The 19,258-nt window shown below is 51.4% G+C and carries 18 protein-coding genes; 6 read left to right on the forward strand and 12 right to left on the reverse strand.

Going from position 1 to position 19,258, the window contains the following annotated elements; all coding sequences use genetic code 11:
• Positions 1-295 precede the first annotated feature (295 nt).
• The 4 genes from NXS99_RS00900 (at position 296) to NXS99_RS00915 (ending at position 2,819) form a co-directional block, all read left to right on the forward strand.
• Positions 296-1,036, forward strand: coding sequence for a hypothetical protein (locus NXS99_RS00900; RefSeq protein ID WP_259286786.1), 741 nt, complete (start codon positions 296-298; stop codon positions 1,034-1,036).
• Positions 1,037-1,582 carry a DUF402 domain-containing protein gene (locus NXS99_RS00905; RefSeq protein WP_259286787.1) on the forward strand — a complete coding sequence of 182 codons (546 nt, stop codon included), beginning with the start codon at positions 1,037-1,039 and terminating at the stop codon, positions 1,580-1,582.
• Positions 1,583-1,656: 74 nt separating this feature from the next.
• A complete protein-coding gene (locus tag NXS99_RS00910; protein WP_259286788.1) occupies positions 1,657-2,019 on the forward strand; it encodes an ArsC/Spx/MgsR family protein in 363 nt (120 codons plus the stop codon).
• Positions 2,007-2,819, forward strand: coding sequence for a S1 family peptidase (locus NXS99_RS00915; protein ID WP_259286789.1), 813 nt, complete (start codon positions 2,007-2,009; stop codon positions 2,817-2,819). Before NXS99_RS00910 ends, NXS99_RS00915 begins: the two co-directional genes overlap by 13 nt.
• Before the next feature lie 180 nt (positions 2,820-2,999).
• On the opposite strand, the gene NXS99_RS00920 is transcribed toward NXS99_RS00915, so the two are convergent.
• From NXS99_RS00920 to NXS99_RS00955, 8 genes are all read right to left on the reverse strand, one after another.
• A complete protein-coding gene (locus NXS99_RS00920) occupies positions 3,000-4,682 on the reverse strand; it encodes an ABC transporter ATP-binding protein (protein WP_259286790.1) in 1,683 nt (560 codons plus the stop codon).
• A gap of 16 nt (positions 4,683-4,698) precedes the next feature.
• Positions 4,699-5,658: an ABC transporter permease gene (locus tag NXS99_RS00925; RefSeq protein ID WP_259286791.1), complete on the reverse strand. Its 960-nt coding sequence runs from the start codon at positions 5,656-5,658 to the stop codon at positions 4,699-4,701.
• Positions 5,651-6,577 carry an ABC transporter permease gene (locus tag NXS99_RS00930; RefSeq protein WP_259286792.1) on the reverse strand — a complete coding sequence of 309 codons (927 nt, stop codon included), beginning with the start codon at positions 6,575-6,577 and terminating at the stop codon, positions 5,651-5,653. Before NXS99_RS00930 ends, NXS99_RS00925 begins: the two co-directional genes overlap by 8 nt.
• 115 nt (positions 6,578-6,692) lie before the next feature.
• Complete coding sequence (locus NXS99_RS00935; protein ID WP_259286793.1) at positions 6,693-8,294, reverse strand: ABC transporter substrate-binding protein; 1,602 nt, start codon at positions 8,292-8,294, stop codon at positions 6,693-6,695.
• 236 nt (positions 8,295-8,530) lie between these two features.
• Positions 8,531-10,156 (reverse strand): ABC transporter substrate-binding protein, encoded by a 1,626-nt coding sequence (locus NXS99_RS00940; protein ID WP_259286794.1) that lies wholly within the window; start codon positions 10,154-10,156, stop codon positions 8,531-8,533.
• Positions 10,157-10,392: 236 nt separating this feature from the next.
• Positions 10,393-10,881, reverse strand: coding sequence for a hypothetical protein (locus NXS99_RS00945; RefSeq protein WP_259286795.1), 489 nt, complete (start codon positions 10,879-10,881; stop codon positions 10,393-10,395).
• Positions 10,878-11,630 carry an energy-coupling factor transporter transmembrane protein EcfT gene (locus NXS99_RS00950; protein ID WP_259286796.1) on the reverse strand — a complete coding sequence of 251 codons (753 nt, stop codon included), beginning with the start codon at positions 11,628-11,630 and terminating at the stop codon, positions 10,878-10,880. Before NXS99_RS00950 ends, NXS99_RS00945 begins: the two co-directional genes overlap by 4 nt.
• Positions 11,631-13,031 carry an ABC transporter ATP-binding protein gene (locus NXS99_RS00955; RefSeq protein ID WP_259286797.1) on the reverse strand — a complete coding sequence of 467 codons (1,401 nt, stop codon included), beginning with the start codon at positions 13,029-13,031 and terminating at the stop codon, positions 11,631-11,633. It lies immediately after the preceding gene.
• 30 nt (positions 13,032-13,061) lie between these two features.
• On the opposite strand from NXS99_RS00955, the gene NXS99_RS00960 reads away from it, so the two are divergent.
• Complete coding sequence (locus NXS99_RS00960) at positions 13,062-14,150, forward strand: chloride channel protein (protein WP_259286798.1); 1,089 nt, start codon at positions 13,062-13,064, stop codon at positions 14,148-14,150.
• Here the strand turns inward: NXS99_RS00960 and NXS99_RS00965 are convergent.
• Together NXS99_RS00965 and NXS99_RS00970 are read right to left on the reverse strand one after the other, a co-directional pair.
• Positions 14,147-14,734, reverse strand: coding sequence for an ECF transporter S component (locus tag NXS99_RS00965; RefSeq protein WP_259286799.1), 588 nt, complete (start codon positions 14,732-14,734; stop codon positions 14,147-14,149). The two genes, NXS99_RS00960 and NXS99_RS00965, sit on opposite strands and share 4 nt — an antisense overlap.
• A gap of 139 nt (positions 14,735-14,873) precedes the next feature.
• Entirely contained in the window at positions 14,874-15,755 is an 882-nt protein-coding gene (locus tag NXS99_RS00970; protein WP_259286800.1) for a 2-dehydropantoate 2-reductase, read from the reverse strand.
• A gap of 88 nt (positions 15,756-15,843) precedes the next feature.
• Between NXS99_RS00970 and NXS99_RS00975 the strand changes: the two genes are divergently transcribed.
• The gene (locus NXS99_RS00975) at positions 15,844-16,761 is read left to right on the forward strand and encodes a DUF808 domain-containing protein (protein ID WP_259286801.1); all 918 of its coding nucleotides are present in this window, start codon (positions 15,844-15,846) and stop codon (positions 16,759-16,761) included.
• A gap of 63 nt (positions 16,762-16,824) precedes the next feature.
• On the opposite strand, the gene NXS99_RS00980 is transcribed toward NXS99_RS00975, so the two are convergent.
• Both NXS99_RS00980 and NXS99_RS00985 read right to left on the reverse strand, forming a co-directional pair.
• Positions 16,825-17,967, reverse strand: coding sequence for an HNH endonuclease signature motif containing protein (locus tag NXS99_RS00980; protein WP_259286802.1), 1,143 nt, complete (start codon positions 17,965-17,967; stop codon positions 16,825-16,827).
• 132 nt (positions 17,968-18,099) lie between these two features.
• Entirely contained in the window at positions 18,100-18,840 is a 741-nt protein-coding gene (locus NXS99_RS00985; RefSeq protein WP_259286803.1) for a nitroreductase family protein, read from the reverse strand.
• Positions 18,841-19,258: the final 418 nt, after the last annotated feature.

The raw sequence follows: 19,258 nt of genomic DNA on the forward strand, positions 1-19,258 counted from the left end.
ATAGCTATAGCGACTTGAATCTACTGCGATAGGTGAAAATCACACTACATAGCAATGCGCAACTACGCGCTTAACGACGCTTTTCACATAGCCCACCGGCGCTTCGCACAGGCTGTGGTGGTGGCAATTGCGCACGTAACTATCCTCCTCTTACGCACCACATCCTCTTGACAATGTTACAAATGGGACTAGAGTGATTGAAATAAACATATGTTACACATGGGAGTCGTCTAGGTTTGCTCTGCCAAGGCTTTGACGTGGTCCCAGAGATTTTGAGGAAATCACCCGGTTCATAATGAAAAAGAGACTCCTAGCCGTTGCCACGGCATTGTGTTTCAGCTGCCAACTTCCTGGAGCTCACGCTACCCAGACTTTTGATTTCGGTCCATACTTGGCCAATACGCCAATCCCGCATGCACTTCAGCAAGGCATTCATCAGGCGCAATCCTCCACTCCTCGAAATACCCCGTTGGATCGTTTGGGACGCCCAAAACAAGAGTATCTTGACCGTGCGCGTTGGTTTGCCAAAACCACACCACTGCCAGAAAACCTCCGCAATGCAATTTTATCGGCAGTCGTATTTTTCGAAGGCTCTGGTACTACCGATATTGAACTGCCCAAAAGTGCACCTCAATTTACCCAATTTTATTGGCCATCAGTTGCCAATAATTGCATTGGCGGCACGCACGATGCTTTAGGTACTGCAATTGCGGTCCCAGGACCTGCCGAAATTCCAACACCTGGGATTCCAGCTCACGAAACCGGTTTTATTTTCACCGCATTAGGCACAGGCACTGTTGCGCACTCGCATATGCGCGCGCACTGGTTCAACATCGATACCTTACAAGGTGGGGTCACACCTTTGACCTTCACCGGCATTAATCCACAAGGGCCAGCTACGGTCAATGCGGTTGCGCCAACTGGGACGGGAAAAATTGTGGCTGTAATAGATGGACAGATGGCAACGATAGAACAAGAGAAAGCAGCAACTACTTGTTCGTTTATTCCTACTGCAGTCTTCTTCGAGGTCAAATAAATGGTCGACACGCACCCTGTAAAACAAGAAACCTTTGACACCCGATCAAAGATCAATATTGATCCGAAGGGTTTTCATCGCAGCGTCGATACTTTCCGCGAAACTGAGTTTGGTCTCTATATGGCACGCGGTGCGGATCATCAATTTTTCGGGTATGTAGAATCGTGGCTTCTGCCAAAATTGGGATTGCGCATCAATATCTTCCACTACCGTGATGGCGTACAGCAGACAGAAAAATTCTACGACTTTTATATCGACGTCGTTGACATTGCTGTTGATACAGCAGGTGTTTGGACCACCCGCGATCTCTATGTGGATTTGTTGTGGAATATCGACACTCAAGTTGAAGTCGTTGATATTGACGAACTTGCTGCTGCAACTTCCGAAGGCCTGATCACTGCTGATGATGCCGAAAAAGCCATTGAAACAACCTTAATGGCAGTTGATGGCATTACTCGCTATGGCGATAATCCGCTGGAATGGATCAAATCTCAAGGCTACGAACTCGATTGGGCAACTGAAGTCGAGCTCACGCCTGCGCAATAACGCCCTCGTGCACATACTGTACCTCTGAGATCCGCTTGCTTTGTGGCCTCTTGTCTGAAAGTTGGAAGCTCTACATGTTTCATATCTACCACAACGAACACTGCTCGAAATCCCGGGCAGCGCTCGATTACCTCACCACGACATACGGCACCGATAATGTGACTGTGGTTTCCTATCTAGATGGTGTCCTTGACCGCGAGCAACTTGCCGCATTACTTGACCAAGCTGGATTACGACCATCAGAGGTTATTCGTCGCAAAGAATCGCTGTATACCGAATTAGGGCTATCCGATACTTCGAGCGAAGACGAGCTTCTCGACGCGATCACGCAACACCCACAACTCTTAGAACGTCCGTTGGTTGCCGGCCCGCACGGTGTCGTGCTTGCCCGTCCACTCGAAGTTTTGCAAAAGGCGCTTGAAACATGCGCCGACTAACAAAAATCATTGCGGCACTCACGAGCTGTGCAGTACTTGCAACGGCAACCCCAGCTCAAGCTGTCTTACATGGCCGACCACATCCGCATCCGGCTGTGGCGTTGCTGATATTAGGCAATATTCAGTGCACTGGCACTGTGATTGCCCCAACGTGGGTGCTCACCGCGAAACATTGCGTCAAAGAAGGACCCTCTGGTATTCGGATTGATCGTCAAAACTATCGTCCGGTTGCCGCAATTGTACACCCTACTGACGATATTGCCGTGGTTCAGATTGATCGCCCGACCCCAGTCGCACCTGTTGCATTAAGTGATTCTCATTTGCATCCGCAAGAAAAAGGGGTCGCGATCGGGTATGGGGCTACGCGAAATGCGATTCCAACCGCGGCTAATATTGTGGTGCAACGACGTATTTTCAATGCTCCTGCCCCACTTCATACTGTGACCATTATTGAAGGACAAGCAACCGGCGGACAAATCTATGCCGGTGATTCTGGTGGACCACTGCTTGATGCCAGTGGACGGATTGCAGCTGTAGAATCCGCTATTGCAACTCCTGGTACTGTCGCGTTTTTCACCCCTGTGGCTGAACATCAAGATTGGATTACTCGACACGCACAATTACCTGCTGTTCCGCCTCGAGACCAGGCTGCAGGAGCTGTCGATGCCCAACGCTTCCCTGTATATGTGCCACCAGCGCCACCAGCGCCGCAGGTTATCCCAGGATTGGAATTTTTGCAAGCATGGATCCCACAGCAGGTATTTGAGCTTGACACCATTCTTGGAGGTCTTTCCTCCTAGGAGCTCACTCTTCTTGGGCACGCAACAGACATTTGCTACATGTATACACAAAAACCACCATATTCCAGGAATATGGTGGTTTTTGTTATGTAATCAATCAACACTTGTACAAGCTGTGCTCCTGCGCCTCACTTCAGCAGCACAGCTTCTCCTATGTCACTTGAGACTCACAGGTGAGCACTACAAAAGATTCTCGCCTAACTCAATACCCAACCCTGGTACCGAATTAATCAAATCACGCGTGTATTCTTGCTGTGCATGCAAGAAGATTTCATCAGTGGTGCCTTGTTCCACCACTTTGCCCTTTTGCATCACCACAACATCATCTGCGGTTTGACGCACCACAGCAAGGTCGTGAGTAATGAACAAATAGGTGGCATCCATTTCATGCTGGAGATCAGCAAGTAACTGCAGAATCTGGTTTTGCACCAACACGTCGAGTGCCGAAACAGCTTCGTCGAGCACCACGACTTCTGGATGCAACGCAAACGCACGAGCAACGGCAATGCGCTGGCGCTGACCACCAGAAAGCTCATTCGGATAGCGTCGCATAGCTGAGCGTGGCATCGCAACCATATCGAGCAATTCAGCAACACGTGCTTCGCGCTCTTTACGATTACCTACTTTATGCACAAGCAGCGGTTCTTCGATACAACGATAAATCGAATACATCGGATCCAAGGAACCATAAGGGTTTTGGAACACAACTTGTAGCTTCGAACGCATCTCGAACAGCTCGCGATCATTCAGCGTGGATAAGTCAGTGCCCTTATAAAACACCTTGCCGCTGGTCGGATCCAGCAAGTTCAGCACCATATTTGCCACGGTGGACTTACCCGAACCAGACTCACCCACCAGTGCTAAAGTAGTACCCTTCTTCACCGTAAACGACACGTTATCAACGGCACGCAGCACACTCTTTTCACCGCGCTGACCACGCACTTTGAACTCGCGCGTGAGATTTTCGACGCGAATGATTTCCTCAGAATCGCGCTTGTGATCCTTATTCAGCAGTTCTTTTGCCTCTAAGCCAGCTTTTTGCGCACTTTGAATACGTGCCGATGCCAGTGATGGTGCTGCTTGTACCAGACGTTGGGTATATGGATGCTGTGGATTACGCAGAATCTCCAGGGAATTACCCGACTCCACAATGCGACCACGGTGCATCACCACAAGATGCTCAGCGCGTTCTGCTGCCAAGCCCAGATCGTGAGTAATAAAGAGTACGGCTGTGCCAAGCTCTCGAGTCAGATCACCTAAGTGATCCAGAATTTGCTTTTGCACCGTCACATCCAGTGCCGAGGTTGGCTCATCAGCAATCAGCAATTTTGGACGCGCTGCCAAGCCCATACCAATTAAGGCACGCTGCCGCATACCGCCAGAAAATTCGTGCGGGTACTGCTTTGCACGACGTTGTGCATCAGGCAAACCGGCTTCGGTGAGAAGCTCAGCAACACGCTGATCCATCTCCGAACCAGCAACAACCTTATTCGCACGCAGTGATTCTTTCAGCTGCGTGCCCACTCGCCACACTGGGTTGAGGTTACTCATCGGATCCTGTGGCACTAAACCAATTTGGGATCCACGGTATTCGATCATTTCCTTATCAGAAAGGCCAGTAATATCTTTGCCTTCGAACAGGATTTGTCCTTGCGTGACCTTACCGGTGCCTGGCAGTAAGCCAATGATACTCATAGCAGTGGTGGATTTACCTGAGCCAGATTCACCCACAATCGCAACCGATTGGCCTGGATAAATTGTTAAGTTCGCGCCACGAACTGCTTCCACTACGCCAGTAGAAGACTCAAAAGCAATATGCAGATCTTTCAGCTCAAGCAAAGGCTTGGGAGTTGTTTCAGTCATTTTCTATCCCCTTTCCTTACTTCTTACGAGCTTTTGGATCAAGGGCATCGCGAACCACGTCGCCCATCATGATGAAGCTCAATACGGTTGCGCCCAACGCCATCGCTGGGTAGAACAGCACCATTGGTTGCTGACGCAGAGAGGCCTGTGCTTTGGCGATATCGCCGCCCCATGACACAATCGTCGGCGGCAAACCAATACCTAAGAAGGACAACGTTGCCTCGGCAACAATGAAGGTACCAAGTGCCACAGTTGCATACACGATAATCGGTGCAGCTGCGTTTGGCAGGATATGAGACGTCAGAATCTTCCACTTAGAAGCGCCAACTGCACGCGCGGCAGTCACGAACTCTTCATTCTTGGTTGCCAACACTGCGCCACGAGTAATACGGGCAATATTGGTCCAACCAAATAATGACAGCACAATGACCACAGTCAAAATAGTGCGGAAATCGCGGAACATTTGCATGACCACAATTGCTGCCAAGACGAATGGCACAGCGTAGAAAATATCTGTGACACGGGATAGCAGCGCATCCAAGATTCCGCCGAAATAGCCAGCCAGCGCGCCAATGATGGTACCGAGGATCGTGACCACCAGCGTTGTTAGTACACCCACTGCAACAGAGGCGCGAGCACCATAAATCATGCGGGCGTAAATGTCACAGCCTTGACGATCGAAGCCGAATGGATGATTCACACTTGGCTTGCCTAAAGAATTGGAAAGCTCACAGAACCGAGGATCAGTTGCAGTAAACAGCTGTGGTGCAATGGCAAGTGCCAATGCCAGCACAATCATGATCAACGAGACCCAAAACAGCGGACGCGCACGCAAATAGCGGAAAGCTTCGCCCCACACTGAGGTTGGTGCGGATTCATCAGAAACCGCATCGACGGCGCCAAGACCTTGCTCGTCAGTTGGCGCAATATAGCGTTCTTGGCCCGGTAGCACCCGAGCATGAGATTGATTATGCATAGCGGATCCTCGGATCAAGTACAGCGTAGAGCAAATCGACAACCATGTTGGCAACGATATAGACAATAACTAGGACAGTTGTGAAGGAGACAACGGTCGTTGGCTCACCCTTCAAGATTGCTTGGTAGATAGTGCCGCCGACACCGTGAATACCGAAAATACCCTCGGTCACAATCGCGCCACCCATCAAACCGCCAAGGTCTGCACCTAAGAAGGTGGCCACTGGAATTAATGAATTACGCAGCACATGGCGTCGGGTAACAGTGCCACTGGACAAACCTTTTGCACGTGCAGTGCGCACGAAATCAGCTGAAAGGTTTTCGCTAATAGACTGCCGCGTTAAGCGCACGACGTAGGCAAATGATAATGCACCAAGCACAATTGCTGGCATAAGCAGATTCTTCACGGTTTCGTTTGGGCCAACTGTTGGCGGCAAAATGCCAAGTTTCACGCCGACGAAGAATTGGAAGACGAAACCGATCACGAAGGATGGAACCGCGATCACTAGCAAGGAGGCTACGAGTACGGTGGAATCGAAAATGCCACCACGACGCATACCGGCAATCACGCCAAAGAGCACACCGAAGACAGCTTCGAAGAGCAATGCCATAATCGCCAGTTTGATTGTTACTGGGAAGGCATTGGCCATGGCTTCAGCAACTGGGCGTCCAGAGAAGGTGGTACCGAAGTCGAGGGTGAAAACTCCCTTGAGGTACAACAGGTATTGAACAATAAATGGTTTGTCGAGGTTGTATTGCTCGCGAATGCGTTGCTCTGCTGCTTCAGTGAGTCCGCGGTCGCCGCCTAAAGCGGCAACGGGATCACCTGGCATGAGGAACACGAGAGCATAGAGCAGCAGCGTTGCACCAAAAAATACGGGGATCATTTGGAGCATGCGTCGGCCTATATAGCGCAGCATGAAAATTCCTTTGTGAGGCGAAGAATGAAAATTTAATAAGTATGATAGGGACAAGCCCCGCACCAAAAAGAGCACGGGGCTTGAAACGAGTATCTCAGATTATGAGAAATCTTGTTTACTTCTTGGTGATGTCCTGATACAGCGGCCTGCTATCCCAACCGAAGACAACATTGTCAACCTTCTCAGAGTAGCCACCAAGAATGTTCTTATTCCAAAGTGGGATCACTGGCAGATCCTGCAGCAGCAATTCCTGACCTTCGATATAAAGCTTGCGGCCTTCTTCAACGGTTGGTGCACCATTGGCACGCTTCATCAACGCATCGAACTCAGCAGATGAGTAATCACCATCGTTAGAAGAACCACCGGTTGCATACAGTGGGTTCAAGAAGTTAGACATCGATGGGTAGTCTGCCTGCCAGCCGGAACGCGAAGCGGTCTTGATGGTGCCGTTGGTAACGTCGTCACGCAAAGACTTAAAGTCTGGGTAAGGGTTACCGGAAGCCTCAATATTCAAGGTGTTCTTGAGCTGGTTGGTCACTGCGTCAACCCAAGACTGGTGTCCACCATCAGCGTTGTATGCAATCTGGAAGGAACCGGTAAATGGGGAGATTGCGTCAGCCTTTGCCCAGAGTTCCTTAGCCTTTTCTGGGTTGTACTGGAGTACTTCTGCGCCCTTGAGAGTCTTGGAGTGACCAGGAATCACAGGAGAGGTGAAGTCAGTTGCTGGCGAGTAGAAACCTTGGAAAATGGTGTCAGTAATCTCTTGACGGTTCAGCGCCATAGAGATTGCTTGACGACGCAGCTTGCCTTCTTCACCACTGAAGTGCTCCAAACGTTCTGGCAGCGTGAAGGAGTAGAACGTAGCAGCTGGCTGGTTCACAAAACGGCCAGAAAGCTCGGTTTCAAAGGTGCCGAATGCGGAATCTGGGATACCGTCGAGCACGTCGAGGTTACCTGCCAAGAGGTCAGAATATGCAGCATCTAAGGTGGTGTAGAAGACGAACTTCAGACCATCGTTCTTTGCCTTACGAGGACCATCGTAGTGCTCGTTTGGCACCAAGGTAGCGTCTTGGTTGTGGTTCCACTCTGACAATACATATGGACCAGATGCAACTGGCTTTTCACCATATGCCTTTGCGGATTCTAAATCTTTGAGAGCATCCAATGGCATTGGAGCAAATGAGTTATAACCCAAACGGGTTGGGAAGTCAGATTCAGCCTGGGTCAGCTCGATGGTAAAGGTACGATCGTCGACAACTTTCAGGCCTTCCAAAGGCTTACCCTCTTCAAAGCCCAAGATTGGCTCGAAGAAAAATGCACCTTGCAGCGCGTTTTCAACGGCGAAGTTCCAAGCAGCAACAAAGTTTTCTGCCTTGAGATCAGATCCGTCAGAGAACTTCAAGCCCTCACGCAGGGTGACCTTGTAGGTCTTTTCACCTTCAAGTTCGATGGACTCAGCAAGATCGTTGTGAACTTCACCCGCAGCATCGTAATACACCAACATGGAGTTGGTCAGCTGGACAATACGGCCACCACCGTTTTCAGTGACATCTGCTGGCACGAGTGGATTTTGTGGCTCTGAGCCATACGCGGTTACCAATTCACCGCCGGTTGCACCCTCACCGCTTGCGGCAGTGTCTTCAGAGCTTGAGCATGCAGCCAAGCTCAGTGCCATTACAGTTGCAGCACCGAAGGCTACTGTCTTTTTGATTGTCATAATATCTTCCTTCTATTTACAAAAACAGTGAGTAGTTCTTGTGCTATGCATCCTATATGGTGATACAACTCATCTCAATTTCAAACTGTAAGCAAATCTACATTCTTGATATATATGGACAGAAATTAATATCTATCTAGCTGCAGAAATGCATAATTGTTGCAATTTAATAAAATTTTCGTCACATTTAGGAACTATAGTGTTAAACTATTTCATTTTTTGCAAACAATGAAATACTATTTCTTCACAATTTTCGCGTAGTCAATGCCTCCAGACCAGTCCAGCTCCACTTTGCTGACATGCGAAGAATAACCACCGAGCTGCTGACGATTCCACAGTGGAATCACTGGCAGATCAGCAAACAAGATTTCTTCGGCTTCCTTAATATATGCAGTGATCTCTTCTTGCGTTTTCGCACCATTTGCCTTGACCAACAGCTCATCAAATTTCGGATTTGAGTATTCCGCATAGTTCGCCGGCGCATCGGTCTTATACAGTGGCGCTAAGAAATCCGAAACCAATGGCAAACCCACTCCCCAACTGGTACGTACCGCAGTGTTGAGCTTCTTGGAGTTCATATCCTCCAATAACGACTTGAAATCTGGATATGCCACAGCTTCGGTTTCAATACCAAGATTATTGCTAATCTGATTCAGCACTGCCTCGACCCAAGCCTGATGACCACCATCAGCGTTGTAGGACAGCTTAAACGTACCTTCCCATGGCGAAATCTCATTCGCCTTTGCCCAGTATTCCTTGGCCTTTGCTACATCGAAATTCAGCACCTCCGTACCAGCCAAATTCGTCGGACGATTCGGAATCGCAGGAGACGCGAAGTCTTCCACCGGCTGGTATACACCAGCGAAAATAGTGTCCGTAATTTCTTTACGGTTTAAAGCGTGCGAAATTGCGTATCGACGCAGGCGGCCTTCTTCTCCAGAGAAATGCGCCAGTCGCTGTGGAATGGTAAAGGAATTAAAGACCGCATCTGGCTGCTTAATAAAACGACCATCAAGTTCTTGTTCGAAGGTTGCAAATGCGTTATCTGGAATACCATCAAGCACATCAACGTTATCTGCAAGCAAATCCGCATAGGCAGATTCAACCGTTGGATAGAAGATGAAACGAATACCATCATTGCTGATCTTACGAGGGCCAGTGTACTTTTCATTTGGAACCACCAGCGCATCTTGATCATGATTCCATTCAGCAAGCTTATATGGTCCAGATGCAACTGGCTTCTCTCCTGCTTTACGAGGATCCGCAAGCGCTTCATCTGGCCACGGCACATACGCCCAGTGCGTCAAACGTGTCAAGAAGCTGGACTCCGGCTGCGAAAGCTCAATAGTAAAGGTGCGATCATCAATAACTTTCAACCCTTGCAGTGGCTTGCCATCTTCATAGCCAACAATTGGCTCAAAATAATCTGCGACCTTATAGGAGTTCTCCACCGCATGGCTCCACGTATTTACGAAGTGCTGCGCCAAAATTGGCGAACCATCGGAATACACAATACCCTCGCGCAATTTCACCGTGAAGTGCTGATTATCTTCAGTCTCAACACTTTCCGCAAGATCATATTCCAACTTGCCGTCAGCTGTTACATAGAGCAAATTCGAGTTCGTCAGATTAAGAATGCGCGTACCGCCAGTTTCATAGGTATCAGCTGGAATCAATGGATCCAACGGCTCGTTACCCAAAGCGGTGACATAATTCGTGCCCGTCGCAGTTTTCGGAGCCTCAGAGCTCACAACACCTGCATCCGCAGCTGCTTCCTGTTCGCTCGTTGCTTGCGAACAGCTCACCAAGCCTGCACCAACGGCAAGTAGTGATGCTGCGCTGAGTAGTTTTGTGTATTTCATTGCGTCCTCATTTCATTGGAGAAAATTCGCGAACGTTGCCAAGAGTGGCTTCCTTCGCGTGCGTTCCCCGAGGACATTAATAGACAGCTTGGTTCAATTCAATCTCGGAAATTTGGTAAATTGTGTGCTTAACATGAATATATATCGACTGAACAGCTTGTTCTATTCCTTATTGGAGAAAATGAGCATTTTAGCCTTATCCACGTTTTTCGGCGCTAGGCTGGAAAAAAATTTATTCAGCGACCAACCGGAATTTTCTCCAATAAGGAGGGATAGGCTGCCAACGCTTGACGACGCACCTGAGCATGCACGCACTCTTGCTCAGCCCACATATCCCAAAATGGCGCATAATCCGGATCTCTGGCCAAAGCACGTTTTTTACGCTCCTTGGCATCAAGCTCAACAACGTAAATCTTTACCTCGCCGAGCGTTAATGCCTGGCTGATGGTAGCTGGAGTCACCGAGCCAGAGCCTTCAATAATCAGATCACCGTCGGGAACATCGACCCAATTGCCAGGGACATCCGCGCTCCAATCCCATTGGAGAAATCCACGTCCGGTGGGCAGCAAAATCGTGTGCGTGAGAATCTCACTCGCGGCCGCCAAACCATGCCAACCCGGATAAAAATCGTCCAGGTGCACCACCGGAATACCCGTTTCGGCATGCAGCCGCGCGGCAAGGGTGGTTTTCCCAGCACCGCTTGAACCATCAATAAAGATAATCATGCGCCTAAGAACCGATAGGAACCCAAATAAATCGCCACAATAATCGCGCTTGCCGACGCCAGGCTGCAACACAGCAATAACACCGTGTCACGGGTATGCCACACCGATACGCGGGCATGCGTGCGGGTCGGAAAACGCCCAAAACCACGGGCTTCCATTGCCGTTGCGAGTTTTGCCCCGCGTCGTAAAGCAAGCACGAGCAGGCCAAAGGTCATTGTGACAACCATGCGTAGCTTGCCCTGGGCGTCGATCCCGCGAATGCGACGCGACCTGCGCATCGTCTCCCAATCGCGGCGAAACAGGCTCACCAGGCGGCCACCTGCGACCGCGCCAATGACGAATCGCTGCGGGAAATGCAGCTTCTGCGTCAACGCGTCGCCGACTTCAGTCGGGTCCAATTTCCCCAATAAGAGGATCGCCGGCAGCGCAATCGCCAACACGCGCACCATAATTGCCGCCGCAAGCTGCAACGAATGATCCGTGATATGAATTGCGAACCAGGAAAAATACTCCGTACCTTCCGGCCGGCCATATAAGGCCATCGACAATCCCGAAATTGGGGTAATCAGCAGCACCGGCCAGGAACGCGCCAGCAGCTGACGATAGGAAACCCCCAATACAGGCGTTACAATCAGGCAAAAGGCCAAGGCCACCCCCGCGGAAACAATATCCACGCTGAGCATTAAAGGAGTTGTAAACAGCATCAGCGCCAAAATGCGGGCGACCGGATTGAACTGCGAAATTTTCATTTACAACTGCACCTCGAAATCAGCCATCGCACGAACGAACAACGGATCATGGCTGACTGACACCACCGTTGAGCCCTTGGCAGTTAATTCTCGTAGCAACGTCACCAACTCTATGAAGGTATTTCGGTCCTGGCCAAAGGTTGGCTCATCTAAGAAAATCAAGCGCGGAGTATGAATCAGTGTGGTTGCCACCGACAAGCGACGCTTTTGTCCACCAGACAGCGAAAAGGGATTCGCCAAGGCCAAATGGTCCAAGCCTAAACGCTGCAAAATCTCATCCGCGCGAGCAATATCCTCATCACTTGCATCGGCAAGTTTGCGCACCTTCGGGCCAACCAGAAGTTCTTCTCGCACCGTGCGGGCCACAAACTGATGTTCGGGATCCTGGAAGACGTAGCCGACCCGGCGCGCAAGGTCTGCCGACTTCCACTGTATTGGAGGATTTTTTAAGCCTTGGGCAATATGATCATGGATCTTGATTGTGCCACCGTGGGCTGGCAATAGCCCCGCGAGCGTGAGCATCAACGTGGTTTTGCCTGCTCCATTGGGGCCGGTAATGACCGTCGAAAAGCCAAGTGGGATTTCGAGGGTGTGCTCACGCATTGGACGATTCCAGCCGGTCATAAGGCCTTCGGTGCAAATTGCAGGCTCTGGAGGGCTCGTTGTGGGGTACATGGGGGCAAACTGTGGATCCCAACCCGGCATCCATACCCCCTTTTGGGCCAGCGCCTGGCCTTGCTCGGCCACAATTTTCTCCAATACGTCATCGGCGACAATCCGGCCATGTTCCAACACCACCGCGCGATCCACCACCGACTGCCACGTCGCGACCCGATGCTCCACCACAATGACCGTCGCCTGGGTTTGCGACACCACCGACTCCACGGCCTGGACGACTTCTTGCACGCTTGCCGGGTCCAGATTCGCGGTGGGCTCGTCAAGCACAATGATATCGGCGCCCATTGCCAAAATTGCAGCTAAGGCCAGGCGTTGTTTCTGACCGCCGGAGAGTTCTTCCGTCGCATGCTCTATTGGAGAATTTAGACCCACCAGCTCTAATGCGCGGTGGACTCGCGGCCAAATCTCATCCGCTGGAACATTGAGATTCTCGCAGCCAAACGCAATATCATCGCCCACCTTCGAGGCAATCACCTGGGAATCTGGGTCTTGCATCACCATGCCGACCACACCATTGATCTCCAATGTGCCGACGCTATCGCCCTCATCGGCGCCGAGGACTCCCGCAAGGGCTGCCAACAGCGTCGATTTGCCCGAACCAGACGCGCCTAAAACCAGCACCCGCTCGCCTTTGCGAATCGTCAGATTCACATCAGTCAAGGTCGGGTTGATGCGGCTGGCGTGGCGAAAGCTGAAATTGTGCAGATGAATATGTGTGTTCATTACTTTCACAGAATAGACTATTGGGTAGTTATGAAAATTTTGGTGCGTGCGAGTGTGGCGGGGATCATAGCCGGCCTTATTGGAGAAATTACGACGATCCTCATTCACGCAATGAGTGGTCACTCTACAACTTGGCTCTTGCCGGCAAGCCTGTTTTGCGCGCTCAGCTGGTACCTGATCAGACTTCGCCCAACCCCTAGCGTGCAAAGCGCAATAGCCACCAACCAACGCCTTGCGCTGCTACCTACGTTCGTCGATGCGCTCACACAACTGCTCTTTGTTGGACTCGGCGGATCCCTCGGACGCGAACAGGCGCCACGGCAAATGGCCGCCGCACTCATTCGGCGTCCTGAGCCGCTGCTTATCGCCGGCGCTGCAGGAGGCGCACTTGCCGCAGTCTATCAAGTCCCAATTGCCGGCACGCTCTACAGCATCGCTTTACTCCCCCGCTCGTTGCGGACCGTCAAGCACTACCTCTGGTGCGCCTACATCTCGACAGTCGCCCTGATCGTGGTGATACTGCTGCACGGGCCGCACACTGTCTACACAATTTCTCCAATAAGGGGAGATTGGCGAATATTGGCAATGCTGCCAATTGTGGTGCTGGTGGCGGCGGGCCTGGGCATGTGCTTCCGCTCCTTATTGGAGAAATTGCCGCGGGCACGTGCGGAATCTGTGCTTGTCGCAATTCCTGTCATGGCGCTGGCCACGTGGGTGGTCGCGTCGTACCATCCGCAGGTCACTGGCAATGGGCAGCTGCTTGTAGAGCAGGCGTTGGTATCGATGACGTGGCCTAATGCAATTTCCCTTATTGGAGAAAAATTGGTGTTGACTATTGGCCTGCTGCTCGCTGGTGCAGCTGGTGGAGTCTTGACCCCGGCGCTTGCGATTGGCGCGGCGGTGGGAGCTGGCCTGGCGGATCTTGCGCAGGTTCCGGCCACGAGCTTAGCTCTTGTCGGGGCGGCGTCGACACTTGCCATGACGCAGCGCCACTGGCTGTTTGCTGCGATATTTACCCTCGAGCTGTCTCGCCCTGATTGGTGGATGTGGGGCGTCGTCGTTGCTGCGGCAGCGGGTGCGGCCACCGTCGATGCTTTACGACGCCCACCACAATCCTAAACTCGCGTGCTACGCTCGCGCCCAGCCGCGAACCGGTCAAGTGCCCCGGTTTTCGCCAATGCCTGCATCAACACAAACGCTAAAATGCCTGCCAGCACCACACCAGTGATCGCCAACGAGGTCAAGTAGGTCAGATTGAATGCAAGGCCTTTTTCATTGTTGCCGTAGAGGAAGAATTCCAGAATAAAGGCACCAACGCCCGAGCCGATTCCAGACAATGCTGCCACAATTGCGCCGTAGCGCTTATACGCAAACACCAAGAAAATCAGCTCGGCACCCAAGCCCTGGGCAAGACCAGAATACAACGTCTCAATACCCCACTGGTTGCCGATCGCTGCAGACACAGAAGCCGCCAGAACCTCCACATACACAGCTGCACCTGGCTTACGAATAATCAGTCCACCAAGCGGACCTCCAATAAGCCAAATGCCCGCGGCCAAACCACCAAGCCCTGGTGTCACAGCTTGCAAAGCCTCATACCAGGAATAGCCCACGCCATTCCAAAACGAGAACAACAAACCCACAGCCACACCAAGAACCGAGGCCACAACAATATCAATTACACGCCAAGACTGGCTTTTCATACTCTCTTCTCCCTATCGCTGGCATTACGCACAGATCAGGTTCAAACGGTTTAATCTCAGCTACCTACACACGCAGGCGGCACCCAGAGAACTCGAAACGCATCTTACGCTTCCTAAAGCAGCCTAATGGAAACTATCACTAAAAGGAAAGAGCCTCCACCGCCAATCGATACCCGACCGGTTCAATGCCGACTTGCTCGGCCATGCGCACAATCGCCCCGGCCTGAGCATCCAATTCATTAGAGGATTTTGCCATGATGTCGCGCTGCATAGACGTCGTCGACAAGCCGTCTTGCTTATCGACGAACTCCAACATCCGCTCCACGGCATCCGCCCCCAACTCCACCCCATGCGCCGCCGCGACGACCTGCACCTCGCGCATCAAATTCTCTAATGAGGTGCGATAGCGCGTCCGCAACACGCCGGCTGGCTGACCGACCAACGCGCCAAGCAGGCCGAGGCTGGTGACGAACATTGCTTTGCGCCAGACGTCGGCGAGGATATCCTCCACTACTATTGGAGAAATTGGGGTTTGAGCAAACGCCTGCTCTAATTGGAGAACTTGATGCTGAGTCGCGGGATCCACGCTGCCGAACGTCAGGGATTGGAGGTTGCCATCATGAAGCGTTTCTCCAATAGCTGTCTTGGTTAAAAAAGCGCGGACGACCGCTGGGATGACTCGATGTGCGCCAAACTTCTCGATCGCAAGCTGAGGCATCTCGACCGAATTCTGCATCGTCACTAACACCGCGCCGTCTGGTAATTGGTCCGGAAGATACGAACCTTGCAGGCTCTTCGTCGCCAAGAAAACGGCATCGACATTCTCCAATGAGAGCAGATCCTCGACCACCGGCATGCGCACCTGCCACTTATTGGAGGAATTTCGCAGCGTTACCGGATGCTCTCGCAAAAACTCCAATGTTTGCCCGCGCGCGACTAAGACCACATCGTGGCCCTCCATTGCCAACCAACCGCCATACCACGTGCCAACCGCACCTGCGCCAATAATTGCAATCTTCATACCTACAATCAATAGCAGCACTCGCGGACTTTCGGGTTACAATAACCACCAAACTCCTCCAATTACATCAACAGACAGGAAACCAACTATGGCCGGTGGTCTCGCCGCACTGCTTGACGACATTGCGCTCATTGCGAAAACAGCTGCTGCAAGCGTCGATGATGTCGCCGCAGCAGCAGCCAAAACCTCAGCAAAAGCAGCCGGTGTCGTCATTGATGACGCTGCAGTCACGCCACGATTCGTCGAAGGTGTTAGCCCTGCACGCGAACTGCCAATCATCTGGCGAATCACGCAAGGTTCACTCTTTAACAAAATCATCTTGATCCTCCCAGCAATCTTGGCTCTCAACGCTTTCGCGCCTTGGCTGCTGACACCGATTCTGATGATTGGAGGATTGTATCTTTCCTATGAAGGTGCCGAAAAAATCTGGGAGCTTATTGGAGGAAATCATCAGGAGGATGAGCATGCTGTTGGCAAGGACGAAAAATCCTTGATCAAAGGCGCTGTCACAACAGATTTTATTTTGTCTGCTGAAATCATGGTCATCAGTCTCAATGAGGTTGCAAACGAGACACTATCAATGCAGGCTGCTATTTTGTTAGCAGTTGCATTCGCTGTCACTATTGGAGTGTATGGGGCGGTTGGGCTGTTGGTGAAGATGGATGATCTCGGCCTCAATCTATTGGAGAAATCGTCGCAAAGCGCACAACGAATTGGTAAAGCATTAGTGGTCGGTATGCCGAAAATTCTCAATGTCATTTCATTTATTGGCATGTTCGCAATGCTGTGGGTTGGTGGGCATATTGTGCTCGTTGGTGCCAATGAATTAGGGCTGCATGCGCCATATCATTGGGTACACGAAATCACTCACAGCGTTGAGCATCTCGGAGGGTTTGTTACCTGGTGTACCGAGACGTTCTTCTCTTTGATCGCAGGCCTAATTATTGGAGGCATTATTGTTGCAGTGCTGCATGTGATTCCGCGGAGGCAAACAACGTCTCATTAGAGAAATTTTCTCCAATAAGGTTGCGGAGGACCGGCGCGTCGTCAAAGACCGCCGGTTTTTCTATTACTTGTGTGTTTCGCGCATGCGCGCTGCCACCGCGAGCCCATTGAACTGTTGGACTGGGTGTCGGTTTCTTCGAATATCTCCGAAGGCGTCGTCAAACCATAGGGTTTTTGTGTCGGGATCCTTAAAGACTCGGCCATGGAGTTTCTTTGTTGGATCGTCGTCGTTTTCCAGGTTGTGGTACCTGCACAACGGACACAAATTCTCCAATACGGTGGGTCCGCCGCGCGAGAATGCTTGGATATGGTGGATCTCGCATCGCACTGCCGGCGTGAAACAGTCGGGCTGCTGGCATATCAGGTGCGAGATAATGGTAAGAAATCGTTGTTCATCAGTGGCTGTGCGCTGAATTTCGACAGCTTTTTGCGGCCGCATGATGCCATCACGGTCTTTCATGCACACCACCGCGTAGCCGAGGTCTTGGAGGCGGGCGTCGAGGAGGTCGGCAAGGTTGAGAATTTCGCCGTCGGTATTTGCGACCTCGCCGGATTCGAGCAGGTGTGCGTCGTCAAGCGGGATGAGGATGCATGGCCGGTAGCGTAAGTCGAGTGGATTGGAATTTTCTCCAATAGGGGTGGATAGGCAGAGGTGGCGCAGCGCAAACGCGTGCCCTTCCGCCTCGTCGACAGCCTGCCCGTGGAAGAGATAATCGCGTGCCATTGGGGTGAGCAGGGTGTGGAGTCGTTCGACGTCAGCGGCGGGGAGTTTGATGTTGAGGTATTTCATGCCGTCGGCGTCGGCAAGCTTGGAGTAGCGCAGGTAAGATTTGCGAGCGGCGACGTGGCCGTCGTTAAGCTTGGCAACGAGGGTACGCAGGTGGTGTTTGAGTTCCTCGTAGCTGAAGTTCGCGCAGGTGCGCAGCAATTCCATGCGCAATTCGTCGTGGTTGACGTCGGGGTTTTTCACCTGCTTTTCCACCTTCACGATCAAACGCAGGTGGTCCACCCCATATTCGCACGAGGCCGCGAAGTCGAGCTGCTCGCGGGTCATCGCCTTGCTCACAGACAACAGCAGCGAACTGCGCTCGACCGGCACGTGCAGCAACTTCGCCAGCTCGGTTTTCGTTAACTTGCTGGACTTGATGGCAGCCAGAATCGCCGCGCCACGATGGGCCAGCATTCCGAGTTGCTCAAGCAGTTCCATACCCTCATCAAACCAACTTGCGCGACGGGGCACAACTGAACTTGATGAGGGAAAAATCTCATCGAAAATGGGAACCGGGAGGGGCCGAAAAAAGTCTAATAAGTGGCGGCAGCATCCCCTTATTGGAGAATTTTACAACCGGTACCCATTCTTGCGCGCGACATTGAGCAGCTCATTACGCTTCGGTGTCTGCTGATCAAACGCCTGCGCCAAATGATTAAAGAAATTAAAATCGACCATCCCGCGCTGGGTGTAGTAAGCGTCGGTGACGTCGTTAAACGCATCCAGCTTTGCGACGACCTCAGCATCGCATGAATACGTATTTTCAAATACTCGAACCTCTGGTCCCATCTTTGGCTTAGTTTCAGGTTTGTCGTCATAGAAGCCAAACAGCAGTCCAACCACTGGCATAGTGTGTTCAGGAAGCTCCAATATTTCAATCAGAGCTTGGGCGTCGTTGAGAATGCTGCCGAGGAATACCGAGCCCATCCCCATCGACTCCACTATATTGGAGGTTTGCTGTGCCATTAGGACAGCGTCAGTAAAGGCTTGAAAGAAACTATCAACATCTGAGCTGCGGCCGGCAACATCCTTGCCCAATTTCTCCAATAAGGAGAGGTTGCGAAAATTGTCCGCCACAAAAATAAACATCTCTGGCGCCACAGCCTGAAATTCCTGCTTACCGATTTCCGCAATTTGCGCTTTCTTGGCAGGATCAGTCACTCGAATCACACTGACCTGCTGGCGGTAATTGCTCGTTGCGGTGGTGGTCATCAGGGAGAGGATCTCGTCGATGGTAGCTTGAGGGATTTCTTTGGAATTGAAGGCGCGGACGCTGGAGCGGTTGCGAAGGAGATTGAGGAATTCACTCATTGGAGAAACTCGTTTCTTGATTGTTGGAAGTGTGCTAGCAACCAGCGTACTCCTTGCAAAAGCAAAGTGGCCAATACCTACTGGGGTATTGGCCACTTTGTGACGATTTCTCCAATTAGAGGGTGAAGTTGAGCAGCGTTGAACAATACGTCGATCCACGCCCGCAATGTTCAAAATGTTTACTGTTCATACCGTTCTGAATTTGGTCATTTCACCCCAGGTCACCAACATTGAGTGCGTTGTTGCTCTTGCGACAGATGCATCAGCACCTAGCTCTCACCTGACAGTACCTCCATGCAGTATTGCAAACTTGAAATGCCGAACGAAGATTACTCAACAAATGGTGGATCTCAAGATCATTGTTAAAGAACAGAGAATATTACACAATTCCTTTTGGATATTATCAATATCACCTCAA

The organism is Corynebacterium sp. HS2168-gen11 (assembly GCF_024834075.1).
Classification (GTDB): domain Bacteria; phylum Actinomycetota; class Actinomycetes; order Mycobacteriales; family Mycobacteriaceae; genus Corynebacterium.

Bases quoted from the DNA above. Each gene is read 5' to 3' on its own strand.
- NXS99_RS00905 (WP_259286787.1), top strand. From the start codon at position 1,037: ATGGTCGACACGCACCCTGTAAAACAAGAAACCTTTGACACCCGATCA.
- NXS99_RS00900 (WP_259286786.1), top strand. From the start codon at position 296: ATGAAAAAGAGACTCCTAGCCGTTGCCACGGCATTGTGTTTCAGCTGC.
- NXS99_RS00910 (WP_259286788.1), top strand. From the start codon at position 1,657: ATGTTTCATATCTACCACAACGAACACTGCTCGAAATCCCGGGCAGCG.
- NXS99_RS00965 (WP_259286799.1), bottom strand. From the start codon at position 14,734: ATGAAAAGCCAGTCTTGGCGTGTAATTGATATTGTTGTGGCCTCGGTT.
- NXS99_RS00950 (WP_259286796.1), bottom strand. From the start codon at position 11,630: ATGAAAATTTCGCAGTTCAATCCGGTCGCCCGCATTTTGGCGCTGATG.
- NXS99_RS00925 (WP_259286791.1), bottom strand. From the start codon at position 5,658: ATGCATAATCAATCTCATGCTCGGGTGCTACCGGGCCAAGAACGCTAT.
- NXS99_RS00960 (WP_259286798.1), top strand. From the start codon at position 13,062: ATGAAAATTTTGGTGCGTGCGAGTGTGGCGGGGATCATAGCCGGCCTT.
- NXS99_RS00915 (WP_259286789.1), top strand. From the start codon at position 2,007: ATGCGCCGACTAACAAAAATCATTGCGGCACTCACGAGCTGTGCAGTA.
- NXS99_RS00930 (WP_259286792.1), bottom strand. From the start codon at position 6,577: ATGCTGCGCTATATAGGCCGACGCATGCTCCAAATGATCCCCGTATTT.
- NXS99_RS00945 (WP_259286795.1), bottom strand. From the start codon at position 10,881: ATGATTATCTTTATTGATGGTTCAAGCGGTGCTGGGAAAACCACCCTT.
- NXS99_RS00955 (WP_259286797.1), bottom strand. From the start codon at position 13,031: ATGAACACACATATTCATCTGCACAATTTCAGCTTTCGCCACGCCAGC.
- NXS99_RS00940 (WP_259286794.1), bottom strand. From the start codon at position 10,156: ATGAAATACACAAAACTACTCAGCGCAGCATCACTACTTGCCGTTGGT.
- NXS99_RS00985 (WP_259286803.1), bottom strand. From the start codon at position 18,840: ATGAGTGAATTCCTCAATCTCCTTCGCAACCGCTCCAGCGTCCGCGCC.
- NXS99_RS00920 (WP_259286790.1), bottom strand. From the start codon at position 4,682: ATGACTGAAACAACTCCCAAGCCTTTGCTTGAGCTGAAAGATCTGCAT.
- NXS99_RS00980 (WP_259286802.1), bottom strand. From the start codon at position 17,967: ATGGAACTGCTTGAGCAACTCGGAATGCTGGCCCATCGTGGCGCGGCG.
- NXS99_RS00975 (WP_259286801.1), top strand. From the start codon at position 15,844: ATGGCCGGTGGTCTCGCCGCACTGCTTGACGACATTGCGCTCATTGCG.
- NXS99_RS00935 (WP_259286793.1), bottom strand. From the start codon at position 8,294: ATGACAATCAAAAAGACAGTAGCCTTCGGTGCTGCAACTGTAATGGCA.
- NXS99_RS00970 (WP_259286800.1), bottom strand. From the start codon at position 15,755: ATGAAGATTGCAATTATTGGCGCAGGTGCGGTTGGCACGTGGTATGGC.